The sequence below is a fragment of the Streptomyces sp. NPDC048370 genome, from assembly GCF_043200825.1.
Lineage (GTDB): Bacteria > Actinomycetota > Actinomycetes > Streptomycetales > Streptomycetaceae > Streptomyces.
On the sequence record NZ_JBICYI010000006.1, the window covers coordinates 212,842 to 229,539 of the forward strand.

The following is a 16,698-nucleotide window of genomic DNA, read 5'->3' on the forward strand; positions in this document are numbered from 1 at the left end:
GGACATGGCACTTACGCGCCATTCAAAAACTTGGTAGATTCAAATCACTGGTTGTGGCAAGTGAGTGTGTGGCAGGGAAGTGTCAGGCAGGCAAGGGACGCGGACCACCCGGAGGCGACCGTCATGTGCAGGATCTTCGGCAACCTCACCGCCGGTGCGGCGGCGGCCCGAGCGGCCAGGCCCGACGCGGCCGAACTCGCGGCGGTCTCCGCCCGCCAGCGGCACGGCGGCCCCGACGAACACCAGGTGCTCAGCGGGGCCGGCTGGTCGCTCGGCTGCGACCGGCTCGCCGTCACGGACCCCTGCGGCGGACAGCAGCCCTACCGGCTGCCGCACCTGCCCGGCATCCTCGCCGTCCTCAACGGCGAGATCTACAACCACACCGCGCTGCGCCTCCACCTCGCCGCCCGGGGCCACCGCTTCCCCGACCGGTGCGACGGCACGGTGCTGCCCGCGCTCTACGCCGAGTACGGACCCGCGTTCGCCGAGCACCTGGAGGGCATGTTCGCCGTCGCCGTCCTCGACCTCAGGCCCGGCCGCACCCAACTCGTCCTCGCCGTCGACGACATGGGCATGAAGCCCGTCCACTGGCACCACGACCCGGAGGACGGCTCCACGCGGTTCGCCTCCGAGATCCCCGCGCTGCTCGCCTTCGAGGGCGTACGGATCACCCCGCGCGAGGACTCCCTCGACACGGTCCTCGCGACCCGCACCTCCTTCTCCTCCCGCACGGCGCTCGACGGCATCGAGGTCCTCGCCCCCGGCGCCACCGCCGTCGTACGGCCCGGCCACCGACCGCTGGTCCGGCGCCGCGCACCGCACCGCGCGTCCACGGCCGGCGGGTCCGGTGCCGGCGGGTCCGGCACCCAGGACGTGCTGCGGCGCGAGGTGTGCCGGCTCGCCGAGTCCGAGCTGCCGGTGTGCGCGATCACCAGCGGCGGACTCGATTCCGGGCTCGTCACGGCCCTCGCCGCCGAGCACGCCCGTGAGACGGGCGCGCCGCCGCTGCACACCTTCCACCTCACCTACCGCGGCCGCTGGCCCGACTCCGAGGTCGCGTACGCCCGCTCCGTCGCCCGCAGGGCGCGCACCGTCCACCACGAAGTCGCCCTCGACCCCGCCGAGTTCGGCTCGCTGCTGACCCGTACGGTCCGTCACCTCGGGCAGCCCAACGCCGACCCGATCGCCCTCTCGACGTACGCCCTGTTCCGCGCCGTACGGGAGGCCGGCTTCACGGTCGCGCTCGCCGGGGACGGGGCGGACGAACTGTTCGGCGGGTACGAGCGGATGCGGGCAGCCCTGGAGGCGCCCGAGGGCGAGTGGGTCGGGAGCTACGTGGACGCGCTGTCGGCGGCGCCCCGGCTGCTGCGGGAGCACCTCTACACCCCCGCGTACCGCGCCTACATCGCCGAACACGGCTCCGCCGCCGACCGGATCGAGCAGGAGCTGCGCGCCTGCGGCCCCGACCGGGCGACGGCCCTGACGGCCTTCGAGACGCGCTGGCGGCTGCCCGCGTACCACCTGCGGCGCGTGGACCACCTGTCGATGGCCTGGGCGGTCGAGACCCGGCTGCCGTTCTGCCAGCCGGGGGTCGTCGCGCACGCCCGCGCGCTGCCGCCGGGCGCGCTGCGCGGCAAGCGGGCGCTGTACGCGGCGGGGCGCGAGCTCCTGCCGCCGACGGTGCTCGCCCGGCCCAAGCAGCCGTTCACGCTCCCGATCGCGGCGATGCTCACCCCGGGCAGCCCGCTCCTCGACACGGTCCGCGAACTGCTCTCGCCCGCCCGCCTGGTCCTCGGCGGCAAGCTCCGCGCCGACCGTGTGCGGGGGCTGCTCGCCCGCCAGCTGGAACGCCCCAACCAGCACGACGCCCAGGCCCTTTGGGCCCTCGCCGTCCACGAGCTGTGGACGGACGTGGTTCAGGGCATGCGGATCCCGGTGGGCTGCGTGGCGTGAGCGTTCCCGGTCCCGGGCTCGTCGAGGTCGCCGTCGTACGCGTCGAGGACGCGCCCGGGCCGACGCTCGTCGTCGAGGTGGAGCACCTGCCGCCGGGAGCCCTCGCGGTGGCCGGGGAACTGACCGCCCTGCGCGCGCACCTCGCCCGCACGCCGTACGCACGGGTGAACAAGATCGCGCTGTACGGCCCCTCGGCGCGCCTCGACTCGCACCCCGCCCCGCGCCTCGATTCGCACCCCGCCCCGCGCCTCGATTCGCACCCCGCCCCGCGCCTCGATTCGCGTTCCGGCCCGCGCCTGGACTCGCACCCCGACTCGCGTCCCGACGCGCACCCGGAATCAGACCCCGCCCTCGACTACCGCTTCGTCCAGGCCCTCCCGGGCGGCGCCTTCGACTTCCGTGCCGGATGCGGCCACTCGCTCCTCGCCTGCGTGGTGGCCGCCGCCCGCCCAGGGCCTGTCACCGTCCACGCGCTGACGACGGGCGACCTCGTGCGCTGCACCCCCGAGGCGTCGGGCGGGACCACCCTCCGCTTCCTCCGCGCCCCCACCGCCCCCGGCACCCTCCCCACCGGCCGGCCCGTCGACGTCCTCGACGTCCTCGGCGGGGTGCCCGTGACCCTCGTCCGGTACGGGAACCCGTACGTCTTCGTGGACGCCCGGCACCTCGGCGTCCGGACCGCCCGCGCGCTCTTCGGGGCCGGGGACGACGTCCGGCGCCCCCTGCTCGCGCTGCGCGCGCACGCCGCCCGCCTCCTCGGGCACGACGAGCGCTCCGCCCTGCCCAAGATCGCCGCGTTCGCGGCCGAGGACGGCGCGCTCGCCGTCCGCGCCCTCACCGTCGGCGGCTGGCACCCCCGCCTCGCGCTGACCGGCGCCGTCGCCCTCGCCGCCGCCGGGGCGCTGCCGGGGACCGTCGTGCCGGACCTCGCAGGGCGGCCGGTGCGGACCCCCGGCGGACGGACCGTCAGCGTCTCCGCCGACGCCCACCACGTCGCCGTCCGGCACAAGCGTGCCACCGTGCTCGAACGGCTCGAACTGCCTTGGCGTATCCACGCAACGGCGTAAATGCGCACCCCTCTCGCCGGGCCTTCACCGCCTTTCCTCTGCCACGCTGAATTACGACCGGAAACCGGTATCCATGGGGAGAGCGGACCAGAATGAAATTCGAGAACCTGCGTGTCGTCGTGACCGGAGCCTCCCGCTATTTCGGCCGCGCCCTCGCCGTCGGATTCGCCCATCTCGGCGCCGAGGTCTACGTGTCGGCCCGCACCGTCGAGGCCGCCGAGCGCACCCGTACGGAAGTCATGGGCTCCGCCCGCGACCGGATCCACGCCTTCGGCTGCGACTTGAGCCGGCCCGCCGAGATCCGCGCGTTCGCCGCCCAGGTCGGCGAACGCACCGACCGGGTCGACCTGCTCGTCAACAACGGCGCGCGCTGGCTCGACGCCATGGACCTGGAGGCGGCGAGCGACGAGAAGATCGTCGAGACGATCGAGTCGACGGCGGGCGGCACCGTCCTGATGGTCAAGCACTTCCTGCCGCTGCTCCGGGGCTCGCACCGCCCCGACATCGTCAACATGGTGGCCGTCCGCGACGCCGAGGGCGCCGCCGCCGCCACCGGTGCGGCCCACGAGGCGTTCTGGGCGGCGAAGAGCGCCCAGGCGGGCTTCGCCGACATCCTCGCGCGCCGCCTGCGCCCGTCGGGCGTCCGGGTCTTCTCCCTCTACCCGCCCGACTTCTCCACCTCCGACCCGAGTTTCGCGGAATGGGACGGAGCGCAGTCGGCCGACGGAACAGGACCCGACGAAAAGCTCACCACGCAGGCCCTTTTCGAATGCGTCGTCTACGCCGTCGAACAGCCCCGTGACTGCTTCATCCGTTCCTTCCATTTCGAACCCCGCTGAGCCCCGCCGAGCCCCGCCGAGCCCCCTGAACAACGCCGAGCCCCGCCGAACCCCGCCGAGCCCCCTGAACAACGCCGAGCCCCGCCGAACCTCGGAGCAGCTCGGAGCAGCTCATCAAGGAGGTCCCATGACCACCCCCGTCTGGATCACCGCGACCCCTCCGGCCACCCACGGCGAACTGCACATCGGTCATCTCGCGGGGCCGTACGTCGCCGCCGACGTCCTCACCCGGTTCCTGCGCGCCGAGGGCGAGTCCGTACGGTTCACCACCGGCACCGCCGACCACGCCAGCTCCGTCGAGGTCCGGGCGTTGCGCCACCATCGCAAGCCCGAGGAGGTCGCCGAGGGCTACCGCTCCGCGATCACCGCCGACTGGCTGCGCTCCGGCGTGGAGTTCGACCACATCGTGCGCCCGCGCCGCGACCGGGGCTACGGCCGCTGGGTGCAGGACCTCTTCAGCCGGCTGTACGCGCAGGGGGTCATCGCGCCCCGCACCCGCCTCCTGCCCTACTGCGAGCCCTGCGAACGCTGGCTGTACGGAGCCCACGTCACCGGCGCCTGCCCGCACTGCGGCGAGGCCGGCGGCGGCGGGATGTGCCACGAGTGCGCCCGCCCCAACGACGGCGGCGACCTGATCGCGCCCCGCTGCTCGCTCTGCGGGACGCCCGCGCTGCCGCGCCGCTGCCGCCGGCTCTACGTCCCCCTCGAACCGTTCCGCGAGTCGCTCGCCGACCACTGGGCCACCGCGGGGCTCCCGCCCCGGCTCGCCGCGCTGTGCGAGTCGCTCGTGGAGGACGGGCTGCCGGACATCGCCGTCGGCCACCCGGCCGAGTGGGGGCTCCAGGTGCCCGTCGAGGGCTTCCCCGACCATCGGATCGACGGCTGCTTCGAGGCCGCGGCGATGCACCTCTTCGGCTACGACGCCAAGGGCCCGCTGCCGCGCCGCGCCATCCACTTCTCCGGCTTCGGGCACGCCTTCTGCCACGCCGTGCTGCTGCCGGTCCTCCTCCTCGCCCAGGACATCAAGCTGCCGCAGGACTTCTGCGTGAACGAGTCGTACGTCGTCGAGGAGGGCGTCCAGGAGGGCAACGTCTGGGCGCTCGACCTGCTCACCGAGTACGGCTCCGACACCCTGCGCCGGCACGTCCTCCAGGCCCGCCCGCTGGGCCGCCGTACGGTCTTCCACCGGGACCGCCTCGCGGCGGCCCGCCGTGAGCTCGACGAGAGCTGGAACAGCTGGCTGGCACGGCTCTTCACCGCCGTACGGGAGGAGTGCGCCGGTCTCACCCCGCAGGCGCTGCCCGGCGGCACCGGCTGGGAGGTCCTGGAACGGCGGCTGCACCGGGCGGTCGAGGACCTGCGCGAGGCGTACGGCCCCGATGCCTTCGACCCGCGCCGCGCGGTCGCCGTCCTCGACGAGATGGTCCGCTCGGTCGCCGACTTCGGCCACGTCAACGCCCACGAGCGCTGCAGGCCCACGACCGCCTGCCCCCATCTGCCGGCGCTCGCCGCCCAGTTGGCCGTCGCCTCCGCGCTCTCGGCCTGGGCGCGGCCGGTGATGCCGGAGGGCGCCGACCGGCTGGCCGCCGCGCTCAAGACCGAGCCGGGGCGCGCGATCGACGCGACGGCGCTCACCCCGCCGCCCCCGGGCACCCGCCTCGCCCCACCGTCGGGCCCGGTCTTCGGCTTCTGACGGGCTGCGACCGCAGCCGCACAGCCCTACCCCGTACGAACCCACCCCCCGTACGAACCCACCCCCCCCCGTACGAACCCACCCCCCGTACGAGCCCCCCGCACCGGCCCCCGCACAACCCCGAGCGCCCCCCACTCCAGCGCCGTCCCACCCATCCCTGCCGCGTGGACCGTGCGCGCGCGACGCGCGGGGGCACGTGGCCCGCCTCCACAGGAGCCCCACGTGTCCCTGCGCGTCGCCATGCTCAGCGTCCACACCTCCCCGCTGCACCAGCCCGGCACCGGGGACGCCGGTGGCATGAACGTCTACATGGTCGAACTCTCCCGGGCCCTCGCCGAACAGGGCGCCGAGGTCGATCTGTTCACCCGTTGCCGGGGCGAGGGCCGTCCGCCGCTGGTCGAGCTCGCCCCCGGTGTCCGGGTCCGGCATCTGCACGCGGGGCCGCGCCGGGCGCTCCCCAAGGAGGCCATGCCGGGCCTCGTCGTGCCGTTCTCGCTCGCCCTGCTCAAGGAGAGCGCCCGCTACGACCTGGTCCACTCCCACTACTGGCTCTCCGGGCAGGCCGGCCGCATCGCCTCGGTCGGCTGGCGGATACCCCTGGTCCACACCGCGCACACCCTGGCCCGGGTGAAGAACGCGGCGCTCGCGGCCGGTGACACCCCCGAGCCCGAGCTCAGGATCCGCGGCGAGCGCCAAGTGGTCGAGTCCGCCGACCGGTTGATCGCCAACACGGCGGACGAGGCGGCGGCCCTCGCGGCGCTGTACGGAGCGGCGGGGCCGCGGACGGAGGTCGTACGGCCCGGGGTGGACCTCCGGACGTTCGGGCCCGCCCCGGGCGGCCGAGCCGCCGCCCGGGCCCGGCTCGGTCTGCCCGCCGACGCCTTCGTCCCCCTCTACGCCGGCCGCATCCAGCCCCTGAAGGGGCCCGACGTGCTCGTACGGGCCGTGGCGGAGCTGCTGTCCCTCGCCCCCGATCTACGGCGGAGGCTGCTGGTCCCGGTGGTCGGGGGCCACTCGGGGGCGACCCGGGAGGGTTCGGCCTGGTGGCTCGCCCGGGAGCTCGGGGTCGACGATGTGCTGCGGCCAAGTCCTCCCGTACCGCAGGAGCGGCTCGCGGACTGGTACCGGGCGGCCGACGTGCTGGTGGTGCCCTCGCGCAGCGAGTCCTTCGGTCTTGTGGCCCTGGAGGCGCAGGCGTGCGGGACGCCGGTGCTCGCGGCGGCGGTCGGCGGGCTGCCGACGGCGGTGTGGGACGGGGTGACGGGGCTGCTCGTACGGGGCCACGATCCGGTGGAGTACGCCCGCAGGCTGCGGTGGCTCGCGGATCGTCCGCGGGTGCGGGCGACGATGGGGGAGGCGGCGGTCGCGCACGCCCGGGGCATGAGCTGGCGGGCGTCGGCCGCGCGGACGGTCGAGGTGTACGAGGCGGCGGTGGGGCAGGGGCGGCGGCACGCCCCTGCCCCGGCGGCCCCTCTCTCCTGGAGGAACGAGATGGCCGTCGCACGAGTCTAGCATTTCTTTTGGTTGAACCAAAAGTGCGGGACGGTCCGGATCGCTCCGGATTCTTCAATTCCGATACGGCGAAAGGGATTGGCGCTTTGACGCATCTACGCCATGGCAGATCCACGCATGGTGAAACTATGGATCCCTTTCCCGGGTAGGGCCACCATGGAGATGTCTTCAGGGAGTGCCCGGCGGCACGGGCCCCCGAAGTCGGAATTCGCTTTCCAACTCCTGGAGGAAACATGTCTGCTGTGCGTATCGCAGGTATTCGGAAGACGCTCCGCCAGTTCGCCGTCGCGATCGCCGCGTGTACGGCCGTCGCCGGTGGCGCGGCGCTGGTCGCGGCCCCCGACGACACCGCGACCGTCCGACCGAGCACGGTGGCCGACGGTCAGGACAACGGCTGGCCCGTCCCGCCGCCGTCCCCGGCCCCGATCGTCGACTGAACTGATCCACTGCCGAACTGAATTCGTACCGGGGAGTCCAATCGGGCCCCGCGATCGCTACCGGCGATTGCGGGGCCCGAGGCATATTCTCTTCGGCCGCTCGGCCGCTCGGCCGGTCGGCCGGTCTCTCGGCGAGTCGGCGAGTCAGCGAGTCGGTCAGTCCAGCCAGCCGAGTTGAACCGCGCGCGCCCCCGCCTCGAATCTGCTCGACGCGCCCAGTTCCTGCATGAGTTCGGAGATCATCCGGCTCACCGTCCGCAGTGACACCCCGAGCGTGCGGGCGATCTTCTCGTCCTTCATTCCCGAGGCGAGCATGTGCAACGCGGCCCGCTGCTGCTCCGAGAGCCCGTCGCCGCCCCGCTCGGGCGCCACGTCGTTCCCGTAGGGCGTGGCCGTGTGCCAACAGTGCTCGTACAGGCTCAGATACGGCCGTACGAGCGCGCTGCCCCGGGCCAGGATCGCGCCCTCGCCGGGGTCCTCAGGACGGATGGGCACGAGCGCGAACTGCCGGTCGGCGATGATGAGGTTCAGCGGCACGGACGGGGCGAGCCGGATCTCCACGCCCACCTCGGCGCGCCGGCCGAGGAACTCCGCCATCTCCGGCAGCGCGGCCTCCTGCCGCCCGTAGATGGCGCGGACCCGCACGCCGTTGCCGATCTGCCGGCGGTCGCGGTCGAGCATCCGCTCCGGGTCCTGGCGCCCGGGCGTCCCGGGGTGCAGCGAGGCCGAACTCTCCTGCATCACATCGGTGATGTCCTCGATGGCCTGCTGGATGCGGCGGTAGTCGGTGAGCGCCTCGACCTCCGCCTCGGCCCGGGTCAGCGCGTCGGCCCGCAGGAAGGTGCCGGCCAGCGTCTCCAGCGTGCTGTACGCCCGGTCGGCCTCGGCCAGGTGCTCGCGCAGCCGCTCCCGCTCCCGTTCCAGGAGGCGCAGCAGCGCGATCTCGGGATCGATCGCGGCGACGGCGTCCGTGTCCGAGCGCCAACTTCCGTCCTGGACGGCGGTGATGGTGGCGTGCGCGGCGCCGGTGGGCACGATCAGGCCCAGCGAGACGAGGGCGTCACGACATCGCTCGTACTCCTCGGGCGTGAGCCGTAACTGCGCGTACACCTCGCCGAAGCTGGACACCCCGCGCCTGCGCAGCTCCTGATAGAGAGTCAGGACGGGATCGGCACCGTGCGCGCCGATTGTGCCGTCCGCAGCGCCGGTGTCCGTGCCGGTGTCCGTGCCCGCGTCCGTGCCAGCGTCCATGACCATGGCGAAGTGGCCCCCTCTTCGTCCGAGTCGCCGCCCCGCCTCACCTTGTCACAGGGCTCGGCGGCGATCCGAGATGCCGATCTTGGATGTGTCGTGCGTCACGGTCGTGCGCCACGCCGGTCGTGCGTCACGCATCGCCCTCGCCGTCGAGGAGCCCGATCCTGGCCGCCTTCACCCCGGCCTCGAACCGGCTGGCCGCGCCCAGTTCGTGCATGACCTCGGAGAGCAGCCGGCTGACCGTCCGCAGCGACACCCCCAGGTTCTTCGCGATCTGCTCGTCCTTGATGCCGGCGGCGAGCATCCGCAGGGCCGCCCGCTGCTGCTCGGAGAGCCCGTCGCCGCCGCGCTCGGGCTTGTCGACGTCGCCGTACCGGCCGGCCGCCTGCCAGCAGTACGTGTAGAGGGCGAGGTACGAGCGGACGAGACCGGGCCCGCGCGCCAGGATGGTGGCGGAGTCCGGGTCGTGGGGATCGGTGGGCAGCAGGGCGAAGTTCTCGTCGGCGAGCACCATGTTCATCGGCACGACGGGCGAGAGCCGGATCTCCACCCCGAGCGCCACCCGCTGCTCCAGGTGCTGCGCCATGTCCGGTACGGAGCTGATGCGGCGGCTGTACATGGCGTGGACGCGCACCCCGCGACCGCTGAGGACGCGGTCGCGCGCCAGCTCGGCGGCCAGGTCCTCGCGCCGTACCGATCCCGTGTGCATGGAGTGCACGGAGGTGCGGACGGCGTCGGTGAGCGCGGCCAGTTCCTGGCGTACGCGCGCGGGGTCGGCGACGACCTCGACGTCGATCTCGGAGCGGGGCGCCGCACCGGCGCGCGCCGCCCGAAGGAACGGTCCCGCCAGGGTCGCGAGGGTGGCCTGCGCCCGGCTCGTCTCGGCGAGCCGGTGTTCGAGCCGGTCGCGCTCGTGCTGGAGGAGACGGACGAGGGCGATGTCGGGCTCGACGACGGCCTGGGAGGAGGACTGCGTGGTCCCTGGAGCCGGCGGGGCGTCCGGGGCGTCCGGGGCAGACGGGGCGTCAGGGGCGTCCGGGGCGGGGTCGATCAGGCCGAGGGTGGCGAGCTCGGCGCGGCAGCGCAGCCGGTCGTCGGCGGAGAGCCCGAGGCCGTCCGCCACGTCGTCGAACGCGGTGGCGGAGGCGGGCCGGGCACGGAGTTCGAGGTAGACCGCGAGAGCCTGTTCGCTTTCCGTACGCGTCCCGGTGGCGTGTTTGGACACTGAGCAGCAGACTCCCCCCGGACCCGTACGGGTCCCGTTGAATCGCCCCGCTAGACCCTGCCACAAAATCGAACGCCACGCACGGTGTTCAACCGCCCGCGCAGTCGGGGCACAGCCCCTTGAAGACGATCTCGGCGTCGCTCGCACGCCAGCCGGGCAGGGCGCCGCGCGGTGGCTCGGGGGCGGGGGCGTCGACGTTCTCCACGCGGCCGCACCGGACACAGAGCGCGTGTTGGTGCGGAGTCCCCGACACCTCGAAGACGGCGGGAAGCCCGGGCCGGTCGAACTTGGTGACCAGGCCGGTCTCCTGGAAGTGCCGCAGCATCTCGTACACGGCCTGGCTGGTGAGCGTGCCGAGGCGCTCGCGGGCGGCGGCGGCGATCGCCTCCACGTCGAGATGGCCGGCCGAGGCGAGCACCGTGAGCACCTCCAGGCGGGGTCCCGTGACCCGCAGGCCGACGTCGCGCAGGCGCTGGATCACCGCCTCGCGGCCCGTGAGTTCTTCCACGCCTGCCATCTTCTCCGCCCGCTCGCCCGCTCCGCCCGCCACCCGTGACCTGGTCGGCCCAAACTTTTGCGGGCATCGTACCTCTTGCCGTCCCTCGCTGTCAGTGCTCAGACCCCCGGGCGGCCCGGCAGACGAGCAGCACGCTCTCGGTCCGTTCGTCGATGCGGTGCCGCCGCCGGCCCTCGATGTGGAGGCCCGCGGAGCGCAGCTCGGCCGCGAGGCGCTCGGGGTCGACGATCCACTTGTCGGTGGTGAGCACGGCCCGCTCGGTGGAGAGCTTGCCGGTCCTGGCCGTGTAGTAGGTGATCCGCTCGCTCATCGTCGGCAGGTCGAAGACCTGCCGGGCGACCACCCACTCGTCGACCCCGTCGAACCGGGGGACCTGGAACGCCCAGGTGCGCCGCGGCTCGGCCATCAGGCCGTGGCGCAGGTGGGAGGTGTAGTCGAGGGCGAGGGCGCCGCCGGTGTCCAGGTGGGTGGCGATCTCGCGCAGCAGGGCGGGGCGGGAGCCGGGCGGTACGGCGGAGACCATGGCGCCGGCCAGGAGCGCGAGCCGGTACCTGCGGTGCAGGCGGAGTTCGGTGAGGTCGGCGCGGGTGGTGACGACGAGCTCGGCGACCTGCGGGCCGATGCGGCGCGCCCAGGCGTCGAGCCGGGCCAGGGCGCCGGGGTCCCGGTCGACGGCCTCGACGGCGAAGCCGTGCCGGGCGAACGGGACGGCGAGCCGTCCGGCACCCGAGCCGAGGTCGAGGACGGGGGCGGGGGCGGACTCGCGAGCGCGGTCGGGGCCGCGCCCGTCGGCTTCCCCGTGGCGGTGGCCGTCGCGGTGGCCGTCGCGGTGGCCGTGGTCACCGGTGGCGCGGGCGAGGTCGAGGTAGCGGACGATGTCGGCGCTGTGGGCGCCGAGGAGGGCGTCGTACAGCCAGACGGCGTCCTCGCCCCAGGCGTCGACGGACTCGAGACCGGGCAGGGCGTCGGTGTGGGCGTCGTATCGGGACGGCAGGACCGGCGCGAGCGCGGCGCCGCTCGGTGTCTGCATCGCTCCTCCAGGGGCTCGCTCGGTCCATGCCGTCCGCGACCGGTCCCCCGTGCCGCCGGGCGACCGCGTCGCGCGTCCATGGTGCCGGGGGAGACCCCACCGCTTCCATGCTCCGCGACGGCGTGAACACGCGATGGCGTTCATCTGCCACAGCCCCCGCTGTCCCCTGTCAGCCCCTTGGCATCCCCTTGGCATCCCCACAACGGGGAGGCGGGCTACACCGGGCGGCCGAGGCGTGTCGTCGTCAGAGGCGTGAAGCCCCGTGCCGCGTAGAAGGGGAGGGACGGGTCCGCGTCCGCGTCCGCGGGGAGCGTCACGCGCTGCGCCGCCGCCCCGAACCCCCGCATCCGCTCCGTCGCCGCCCCGAGGAGCGCCGACCCCACGCCCCGCCGTCGCGAGGACTCCGCCACGCACAGCGCGTACAACTCGCCCTCGCCCGGCACCGGGACCCCGCCCGCCGCCGCGCCGACGATCGTGCCGTCCTCGCCGGTGGCCACGAGCCAGCCGAGCCAGCCGGGCGCGCCGCCCGGAATTTCAATTTCCGCGCGGATACGCGGAAGTGCACATTGAGTGGAGACAAGACGGCGCACCGGGATTTCCCCGAGGATTTCGTGGTAACTGCCCCGAATGACATCCGCCAGCAGCCTGGATATCGTTGCCGCGTCGGCGGCCGCCGCCGCCCGCACGTCAGCCAGCTGCATTGGTTCGTACCCTTCGACGTGCCGAGCCCCAGCGTCAACATACCCACACTAGCCGGGAATTCAGGGCCGCGTGACAGATGTTGACCGATGTGAAATCTACGAATTCACTTAGTAATGAGCTGCTGGAACGAGTCGATTATCCGGGTACGGAACAACACGCGACGATCAACGGAGCCATCGCCCCGGCCGCCGTCGAGATCGCGAGCATGCCGCGCAGCACGGGATGCCCCGCGCTGTACGGAGTGAGAATGCGCCGCATCCGCAGCGCCGCCGAAGGGCCGCCCGCCGCGAACGCCTCGCGCGGCGCCTGCCCCGCCGCCAGCGCGTACAGCGCCGTCGCGAGCGCGTCCCGCGAGCAGCGGCGCAACGCCCGGTCGTCGGCGGCCATTTCGAGCAGCAGCGGTACGGAGGTCCCGCCGTGGCGCGCGAGGGGGAGGCGGGGGAACACGGTTGCGAAGGCCTCCGCCGCCGCGACGAGCAGGTGGTGCCGGCCGGCGATGTGCGCGCGCTCGTGCGCGAGCGCCGCCGCCAACTGGGGCGCGGTGAGGGTGTCCAGGGCCCCGGAGGAGACGACGACCCGGCGGGAACGGCCGGGCAGGCAGTAGACGGCGGGCCGTGCGTGGTCGAGCACGGTCGCCCGCAGATCGGGGTCGTACCGCCCGACCAGGCGCAGGACCCCCGCGTGCCGCAGCCGGGTGCGGCGGGCGCGCAGCAACTCCCTTACGAAACCGGTGGCGGGCAGCGCGAGGACGGCGAGGGCCAGGGCGGACGCCGTGTACTGGCGGGCCGTCAGGTCGAGCAGGTCGGCGGGGGAGGGGAGGTCGAGCGTGACGACCCTGTCGGTCAGGCCGTGGCTGCTGTCCCCGTCGAGGACGAGCTGGGCGGGCAGGAGGGCGGCGGAGCCGGCGAACACGGCGCCGATGACCGCCCACACGGCGAGCCCGAGGCGCGGCACCTGCTGCGCCCAGCGCGCCCGGACGAGGAGCCAGGGGATCAGGACCCCGGAGACGAGAGCGAGCCCGAGCGGCAGCAGGACGTGGTGACTCACACGCCACCACCGGGCACGCCGTCGCGGGGTATGCCACCACTGGGCGCGCCCCCGCCAGGCACCCCCCCGGCTCCCGCCCGGTCCTCGTCCCGTCCCTCCCGTCCCTCCCGTCCCCCGCGTTCCCCGCGTGCCGTCCGCAGTGCCGCGTCCAGGGCGCGCATGTCCTCGGGGGAGATGGTCTCCACGAAGCGGAGCAGCGCGGCCGGGCGGTCGGCGCTGTCGCCGAGGGCGTCCTGCATCAGGGCCGCGGTGTACTCCTCGCGGCTGCGGACCGGTTCGTACAGCCAGGCCCGGCCGGCCTTCTCGCGGCGGAGCCAGCCCTTGCGGTGGAGTATGTCCGCCACCGTCATCACCGTCGTGTAGGCGACCCGGCGCCCCAGATTGATGTCGTCGACGATCTCGCGGACCGTGGCGGGCCGTTGCCAGGCCCACAGTCGGTCCATGATCTCCGCCTCGAGCTCTCCCAGCCTGCGCACGCGCATCCCCTCCCTCGCGGGCGGCCCATCGTACGGGCCGTCAGCCCGCCGCAGACAGCCCAGGCATACCCCCTAGGGGTACAATGACCGGATGTCGACCCTCACGAAGAACCGCCCCTGCGCGAAGGTCTGCGGCCCCGGTCCGCCCGGTTCGGTGGAGCTGGTGCTCCTCCGGGCGGTGCTCGGGCTCTGTCTCCGCCTGAGCGTCACCCTGACCTCCGACTGCCCTTCGCACAAGGGCGGTTGATCTCCGCGGATGGCCCGCGGTCACGTCCTGATCAGACGGGCGATGGCCTTGGACGCCTCGCCCACCTTCTCCTTCGCCTGGTCCCCGCCCTGGGCGATCGCCTCGGTGACACAGCAGCTGAGGTGTTCGTCCAGGAGGGCCACGGCGCAGGACTGCAGCGCCGCGTTGATGGCGGAGACCTGGGTCAGGACGTCGATGCAGTACACGTCCTCGTCCACCATCCGCTGCACCCCCCTCACCTGCCCCTCGATCCGCCTCAGTCGTCTGATGATGTCTTCCTTGTGCTGTCCGTACCCGGCCATGGAAGGCTCCTCATTGGTCGGCGGCCTGGAAGCCGCGCAGGCGGAGGCTGTTGCCGACGACGAAGACCGAGGAGAAGGCCATCGCGGCGCCCGCGATCATCGGGTTGAGCAGGCCGGCCGCGGCGAGCGGCAGAGCGGCCACGTTGTAGGCGAAGGCCCAGAACAGGTTCGAGCGGATCGTGCCGAGCGTGCGCCGCGAGAGCCGGATCGCGTCGGCCGCGGCCCGCAGGTCTCCCCGTACGAGCGTCAGGTCGCCGGCCTCGATCGCGGCGTCGGTGCCGGTGCCCATCGCCAGGCCCAGGTCGGCCTGGGCGAGCGCGGCGGCGTCGTTGACGCCGTCGCCGACCATGGCGACCGAACGCCCCTCGTCCTGCAGTCGCTTGACGACGTCGACCTTGTCCTGCGGCATCACCTCGGCGATGACCTCGTCGATGCCGACCTCGGCGGCGACGGCCTCGGCGACCGCCTTGTTGTCGCCGGTGAGCAGGATCGGGGTCAGACCCAGGCCGCGCAGCCGCCGGATCGCCTCCGCGCTGGTCTCCTTGACGGCGTCGGCGACCTCCAGGACCGCGCGGGCCTCGCCGTCCCAGGCGACCACGATCGCGGTCTTCCCGGCCGACTCGGCCGCTTCCTTGGCGGACTTCAGCGAGGCCGGCAGCTCCATCGCCCTCCCCCATAGCCCTTCGGGCATGGGAGGTGCCCCCACCGTGAGCAGCTTCTCGCGGCCGACGAGGACCGCGTGGCCCTCGACGACGCCCTGGACGCCGAGACCGGGGAGGTTGGCGAAGTCCTCGGGGGTGGGGAGCGTACCGACCTTGGCGGCGGCGCCGGTGGCGACGGCCTGCGCGATGGGGTGCTCGGAGGAGTGCTCCAGGGCGCCCGCGAGGCGCAGCACGTCGGTCTCGTCCGTACCGGCGGCGGTGTGGACCTTGATGAGGGTCATCCGGCCGGTGGTGACCGTACCGGTCTTGTCGAGGACGATCGTGTCGACCTTGCGCGTGGTCTCCAGGACCTCGGGGCCCTTGATGAGGATGCCGAGCTGCGCGCCGCGGCCGGTGCCGACCATGAGCGCGGTCGGCGTGGCCAGGCCCAGGGCGCAGGGGCAGGCGATGATCAGTACGGCGACGGCGGCGGTGAAGGCGGCCGTCAGGCCGGAGCCGGTGCCGAGCCAGAAGCCGAGGGTGCCGAGCGCGAGCGCGATGACTACGGGTACGAAGACGGCCGAGATCTTGTCGGCGAGGCGCTGGGCGGCGGCCTTGCCGTTCTGGGCGTCCTCCACCAGCTTGGCCATGCGGGCCAGTTGGGTGTCGGCGCCGACGCGGGTGGCCTCGACGACGAGCCGGCCGCCGGCGTTCAGGGTGGCGCCTGTGACGGAGTCGCCGACACCGACCTCCACCGGTACGGACTCGCCGGTGAGCATGGAGGCGTCGACTGCGGAGGAGCCCTCGACGACGGTTCCGTCGGTGGCGATCTTCTCGCCGGGCCGGACCAGGAACCGCATCCCGACCTGCAGTTCGGCGGTGGGCACGGTCACCTCGCGGCCGTCGCGGAGGACGGTGACCTCCTTGGCGCCGAGCTGCATGAGCGCCTTGAGGGCCGCGCCCGCCTTGCGCTTGGAGCGGGCCTCGAAGTACCGGCCGGCCAGGATGAAGGCGGTGACGCCTGCGGCGGCCTCCAGGTAGATGTTCCCGGCGCCGTCGGTGCGGGCGATCGTGAACTCGAAGGGGTGGGTCATGCCCGGCGTACCGGCGGTTCCGAAGAACAGCGCCCACAGGGACCACAGGAACGCGGCGATCGTGCCGACCGAGATCAGGGTGTCCATGGTCGCCGCGCCGTGCCGGGCGTTGGTCCAGGCGGCCTTGTGGAAGGGCCAGGCGGCGTAGACGACGACGGGCGCGGCGAGGGTGAGGCTGAGCCACTGCCAGTACTCGATCTGGAGCGCCGGGACCATCGCCATCGCGATGACGGGGACGGCGAGGGCGGCCGCGGTGATCAGGCGCTGCTTGAGGGGGCGGAGCTCCTCGTCGGCCTTCTCCTCGTCGGTGGGGCCCTCGGAGGCGGGGGTCTCGCTCTTCGGGGGAGCGGGCTCGGCGGCGGTGTAGCCGGTGGCCTCGACGGTGGCGATGAGGTCGTCTACGGAGATGTCGGCGTCGGCGGCGAAGGTGACCTTCGCCTTCTCGGTGGTGTAGTTGACGGTGGCCTCGACCCCGTCCATGCGGTTGAGCTTCTTCTCGATACGGGCGGCGCACGAGGCGCAGGTCATGCCGCCGATGGCGAGCTCGACCTGGGCGGCGCCTGGGGTGGTGGTGGTCATTTCCTGCTCCTCGGTACAGCGGGGTGCGGGGGCCGGGGCCCATGGGCGGACGGGCCCCGGCGGCCGGGATGTGGCGTGGGCCG

The 16,698-nt window shown here is 73.5% G+C and carries 15 protein-coding genes and 1 pseudogene; 7 read left to right on the forward strand and 9 right to left on the reverse strand.

Translation table 11 applies throughout. The features are described 5' to 3' along the window. Positions 1 to 123 precede the first annotated feature (123 nt). The 6 genes from asnB (at position 124) to ACGFYP_RS16030 (ending at position 7,501) form a co-directional block, all read left to right on the forward strand. The gene (gene asnB / locus ACGFYP_RS16005; protein WP_393492909.1) at positions 124 to 1,953 is read left to right on the forward strand and encodes an asparagine synthase (glutamine-hydrolyzing); all 1,830 of its coding nucleotides are present in this window, start codon (positions 124 to 126) and stop codon (positions 1,951 to 1,953) included. Beyond that, complete coding sequence (locus ACGFYP_RS16010) at positions 1,950 to 3,020, forward strand: PrpF domain-containing protein (protein ID WP_393492912.1); 1,071 nt, start codon at positions 1,950 to 1,952, stop codon at positions 3,018 to 3,020. The genes asnB and ACGFYP_RS16010 overlap by 4 nt, the downstream gene beginning before the upstream one ends. Positions 3,021 to 3,112: 92 nt before the next feature. Next, positions 3,113 to 3,859, forward strand: a complete 747-nt coding sequence (locus ACGFYP_RS16015; RefSeq protein ID WP_393492915.1) for an SDR family oxidoreductase — start codon at positions 3,113 to 3,115, stop codon at positions 3,857 to 3,859. A gap of 127 nt (positions 3,860 to 3,986) precedes the next feature. After that, positions 3,987 to 5,552, forward strand: a complete 1,566-nt coding sequence (locus ACGFYP_RS16020; protein ID WP_393492918.1) for a class I tRNA ligase family protein — start codon at positions 3,987 to 3,989, stop codon at positions 5,550 to 5,552. 222 nt (positions 5,553 to 5,774) lie between these two features. Beyond that, positions 5,775 to 7,064: a D-inositol-3-phosphate glycosyltransferase gene (mshA, locus tag ACGFYP_RS16025; RefSeq protein WP_393492921.1), complete on the forward strand. Its 1,290-nt coding sequence runs from the start codon at positions 5,775 to 5,777 to the stop codon at positions 7,062 to 7,064. 233 nt (positions 7,065 to 7,297) lie between these two features. Further along, positions 7,298 to 7,501: a hypothetical protein gene (locus ACGFYP_RS16030; RefSeq protein WP_393492924.1), complete on the forward strand. Its 204-nt coding sequence runs from the start codon at positions 7,298 to 7,300 to the stop codon at positions 7,499 to 7,501. A 156-nt stretch (positions 7,502 to 7,657) separates the two neighbouring features. Here the strand turns inward: ACGFYP_RS16030 and ACGFYP_RS16035 are convergent, their stop codons facing one another. The 7 genes and pseudogenes from ACGFYP_RS16035 to ACGFYP_RS16065 form a co-directional block, all read right to left on the reverse strand. Then, positions 7,658 to 8,752: a LuxR C-terminal-related transcriptional regulator gene (locus ACGFYP_RS16035; RefSeq protein WP_393492927.1), complete on the reverse strand. Its 1,095-nt coding sequence runs from the start codon at positions 8,750 to 8,752 to the stop codon at positions 7,658 to 7,660. Between the two features lie 133 nt (positions 8,753 to 8,885). Then, the gene (locus ACGFYP_RS16040; RefSeq protein ID WP_393492930.1) at positions 8,886 to 9,980 is read right to left on the reverse strand and encodes a LuxR C-terminal-related transcriptional regulator; all 1,095 of its coding nucleotides are present in this window, start codon (positions 9,978 to 9,980) and stop codon (positions 8,886 to 8,888) included. A gap of 88 nt (positions 9,981 to 10,068) precedes the next feature. Further along, entirely contained in the window at positions 10,069 to 10,488 is a 420-nt protein-coding gene (locus ACGFYP_RS16045) for a transcriptional repressor (RefSeq protein WP_361960603.1), read from the reverse strand. A 100-nt stretch (positions 10,489 to 10,588) separates the two neighbouring features. Continuing rightward, complete coding sequence (locus ACGFYP_RS16050; RefSeq protein ID WP_393492935.1) at positions 10,589 to 11,527, reverse strand: class I SAM-dependent methyltransferase; 939 nt, start codon at positions 11,525 to 11,527, stop codon at positions 10,589 to 10,591. A 215-nt stretch (positions 11,528 to 11,742) separates the two neighbouring features. Next, entirely contained in the window at positions 11,743 to 12,228 is a 486-nt protein-coding gene (locus ACGFYP_RS16055) for a GNAT family N-acetyltransferase (protein WP_393492938.1), read from the reverse strand. Between the two features lie 136 nt (positions 12,229 to 12,364). Then, positions 12,365 to 13,276, reverse strand: coding sequence for a M56 family metallopeptidase (locus tag ACGFYP_RS16060; RefSeq protein ID WP_393492941.1), 912 nt, complete (start codon positions 13,274 to 13,276; stop codon positions 12,365 to 12,367). 122 nt (positions 13,277 to 13,398) lie between these two features. Next, positions 13,399 to 13,752 (reverse strand): annotated as a pseudogene (locus ACGFYP_RS16065) (BlaI/MecI/CopY family transcriptional regulator); the annotation flags it as partial. A 91-nt stretch (positions 13,753 to 13,843) separates the two neighbouring features. Here ACGFYP_RS16065 and ACGFYP_RS16070 point away from each other — a divergent pair. Then, complete coding sequence (locus ACGFYP_RS16070) at positions 13,844 to 13,999, forward strand: hypothetical protein (protein WP_393492944.1); 156 nt, start codon at positions 13,844 to 13,846, stop codon at positions 13,997 to 13,999. A gap of 20 nt (positions 14,000 to 14,019) precedes the next feature. On the opposite strand, the gene ACGFYP_RS16075 is transcribed toward ACGFYP_RS16070, so the two are convergent. Continuing rightward, positions 14,020 to 14,301, reverse strand: coding sequence for a metal-sensitive transcriptional regulator (locus tag ACGFYP_RS16075; RefSeq protein ID WP_189834861.1), 282 nt, complete (start codon positions 14,299 to 14,301; stop codon positions 14,020 to 14,022). Between the two features lie 10 nt (positions 14,302 to 14,311). Continuing rightward, positions 14,312 to 16,615, reverse strand: coding sequence for a heavy metal translocating P-type ATPase (locus tag ACGFYP_RS16080; RefSeq protein WP_393492948.1), 2,304 nt, complete (start codon positions 16,613 to 16,615; stop codon positions 14,312 to 14,314). Positions 16,616 to 16,698: the final 83 nt, after the last annotated feature.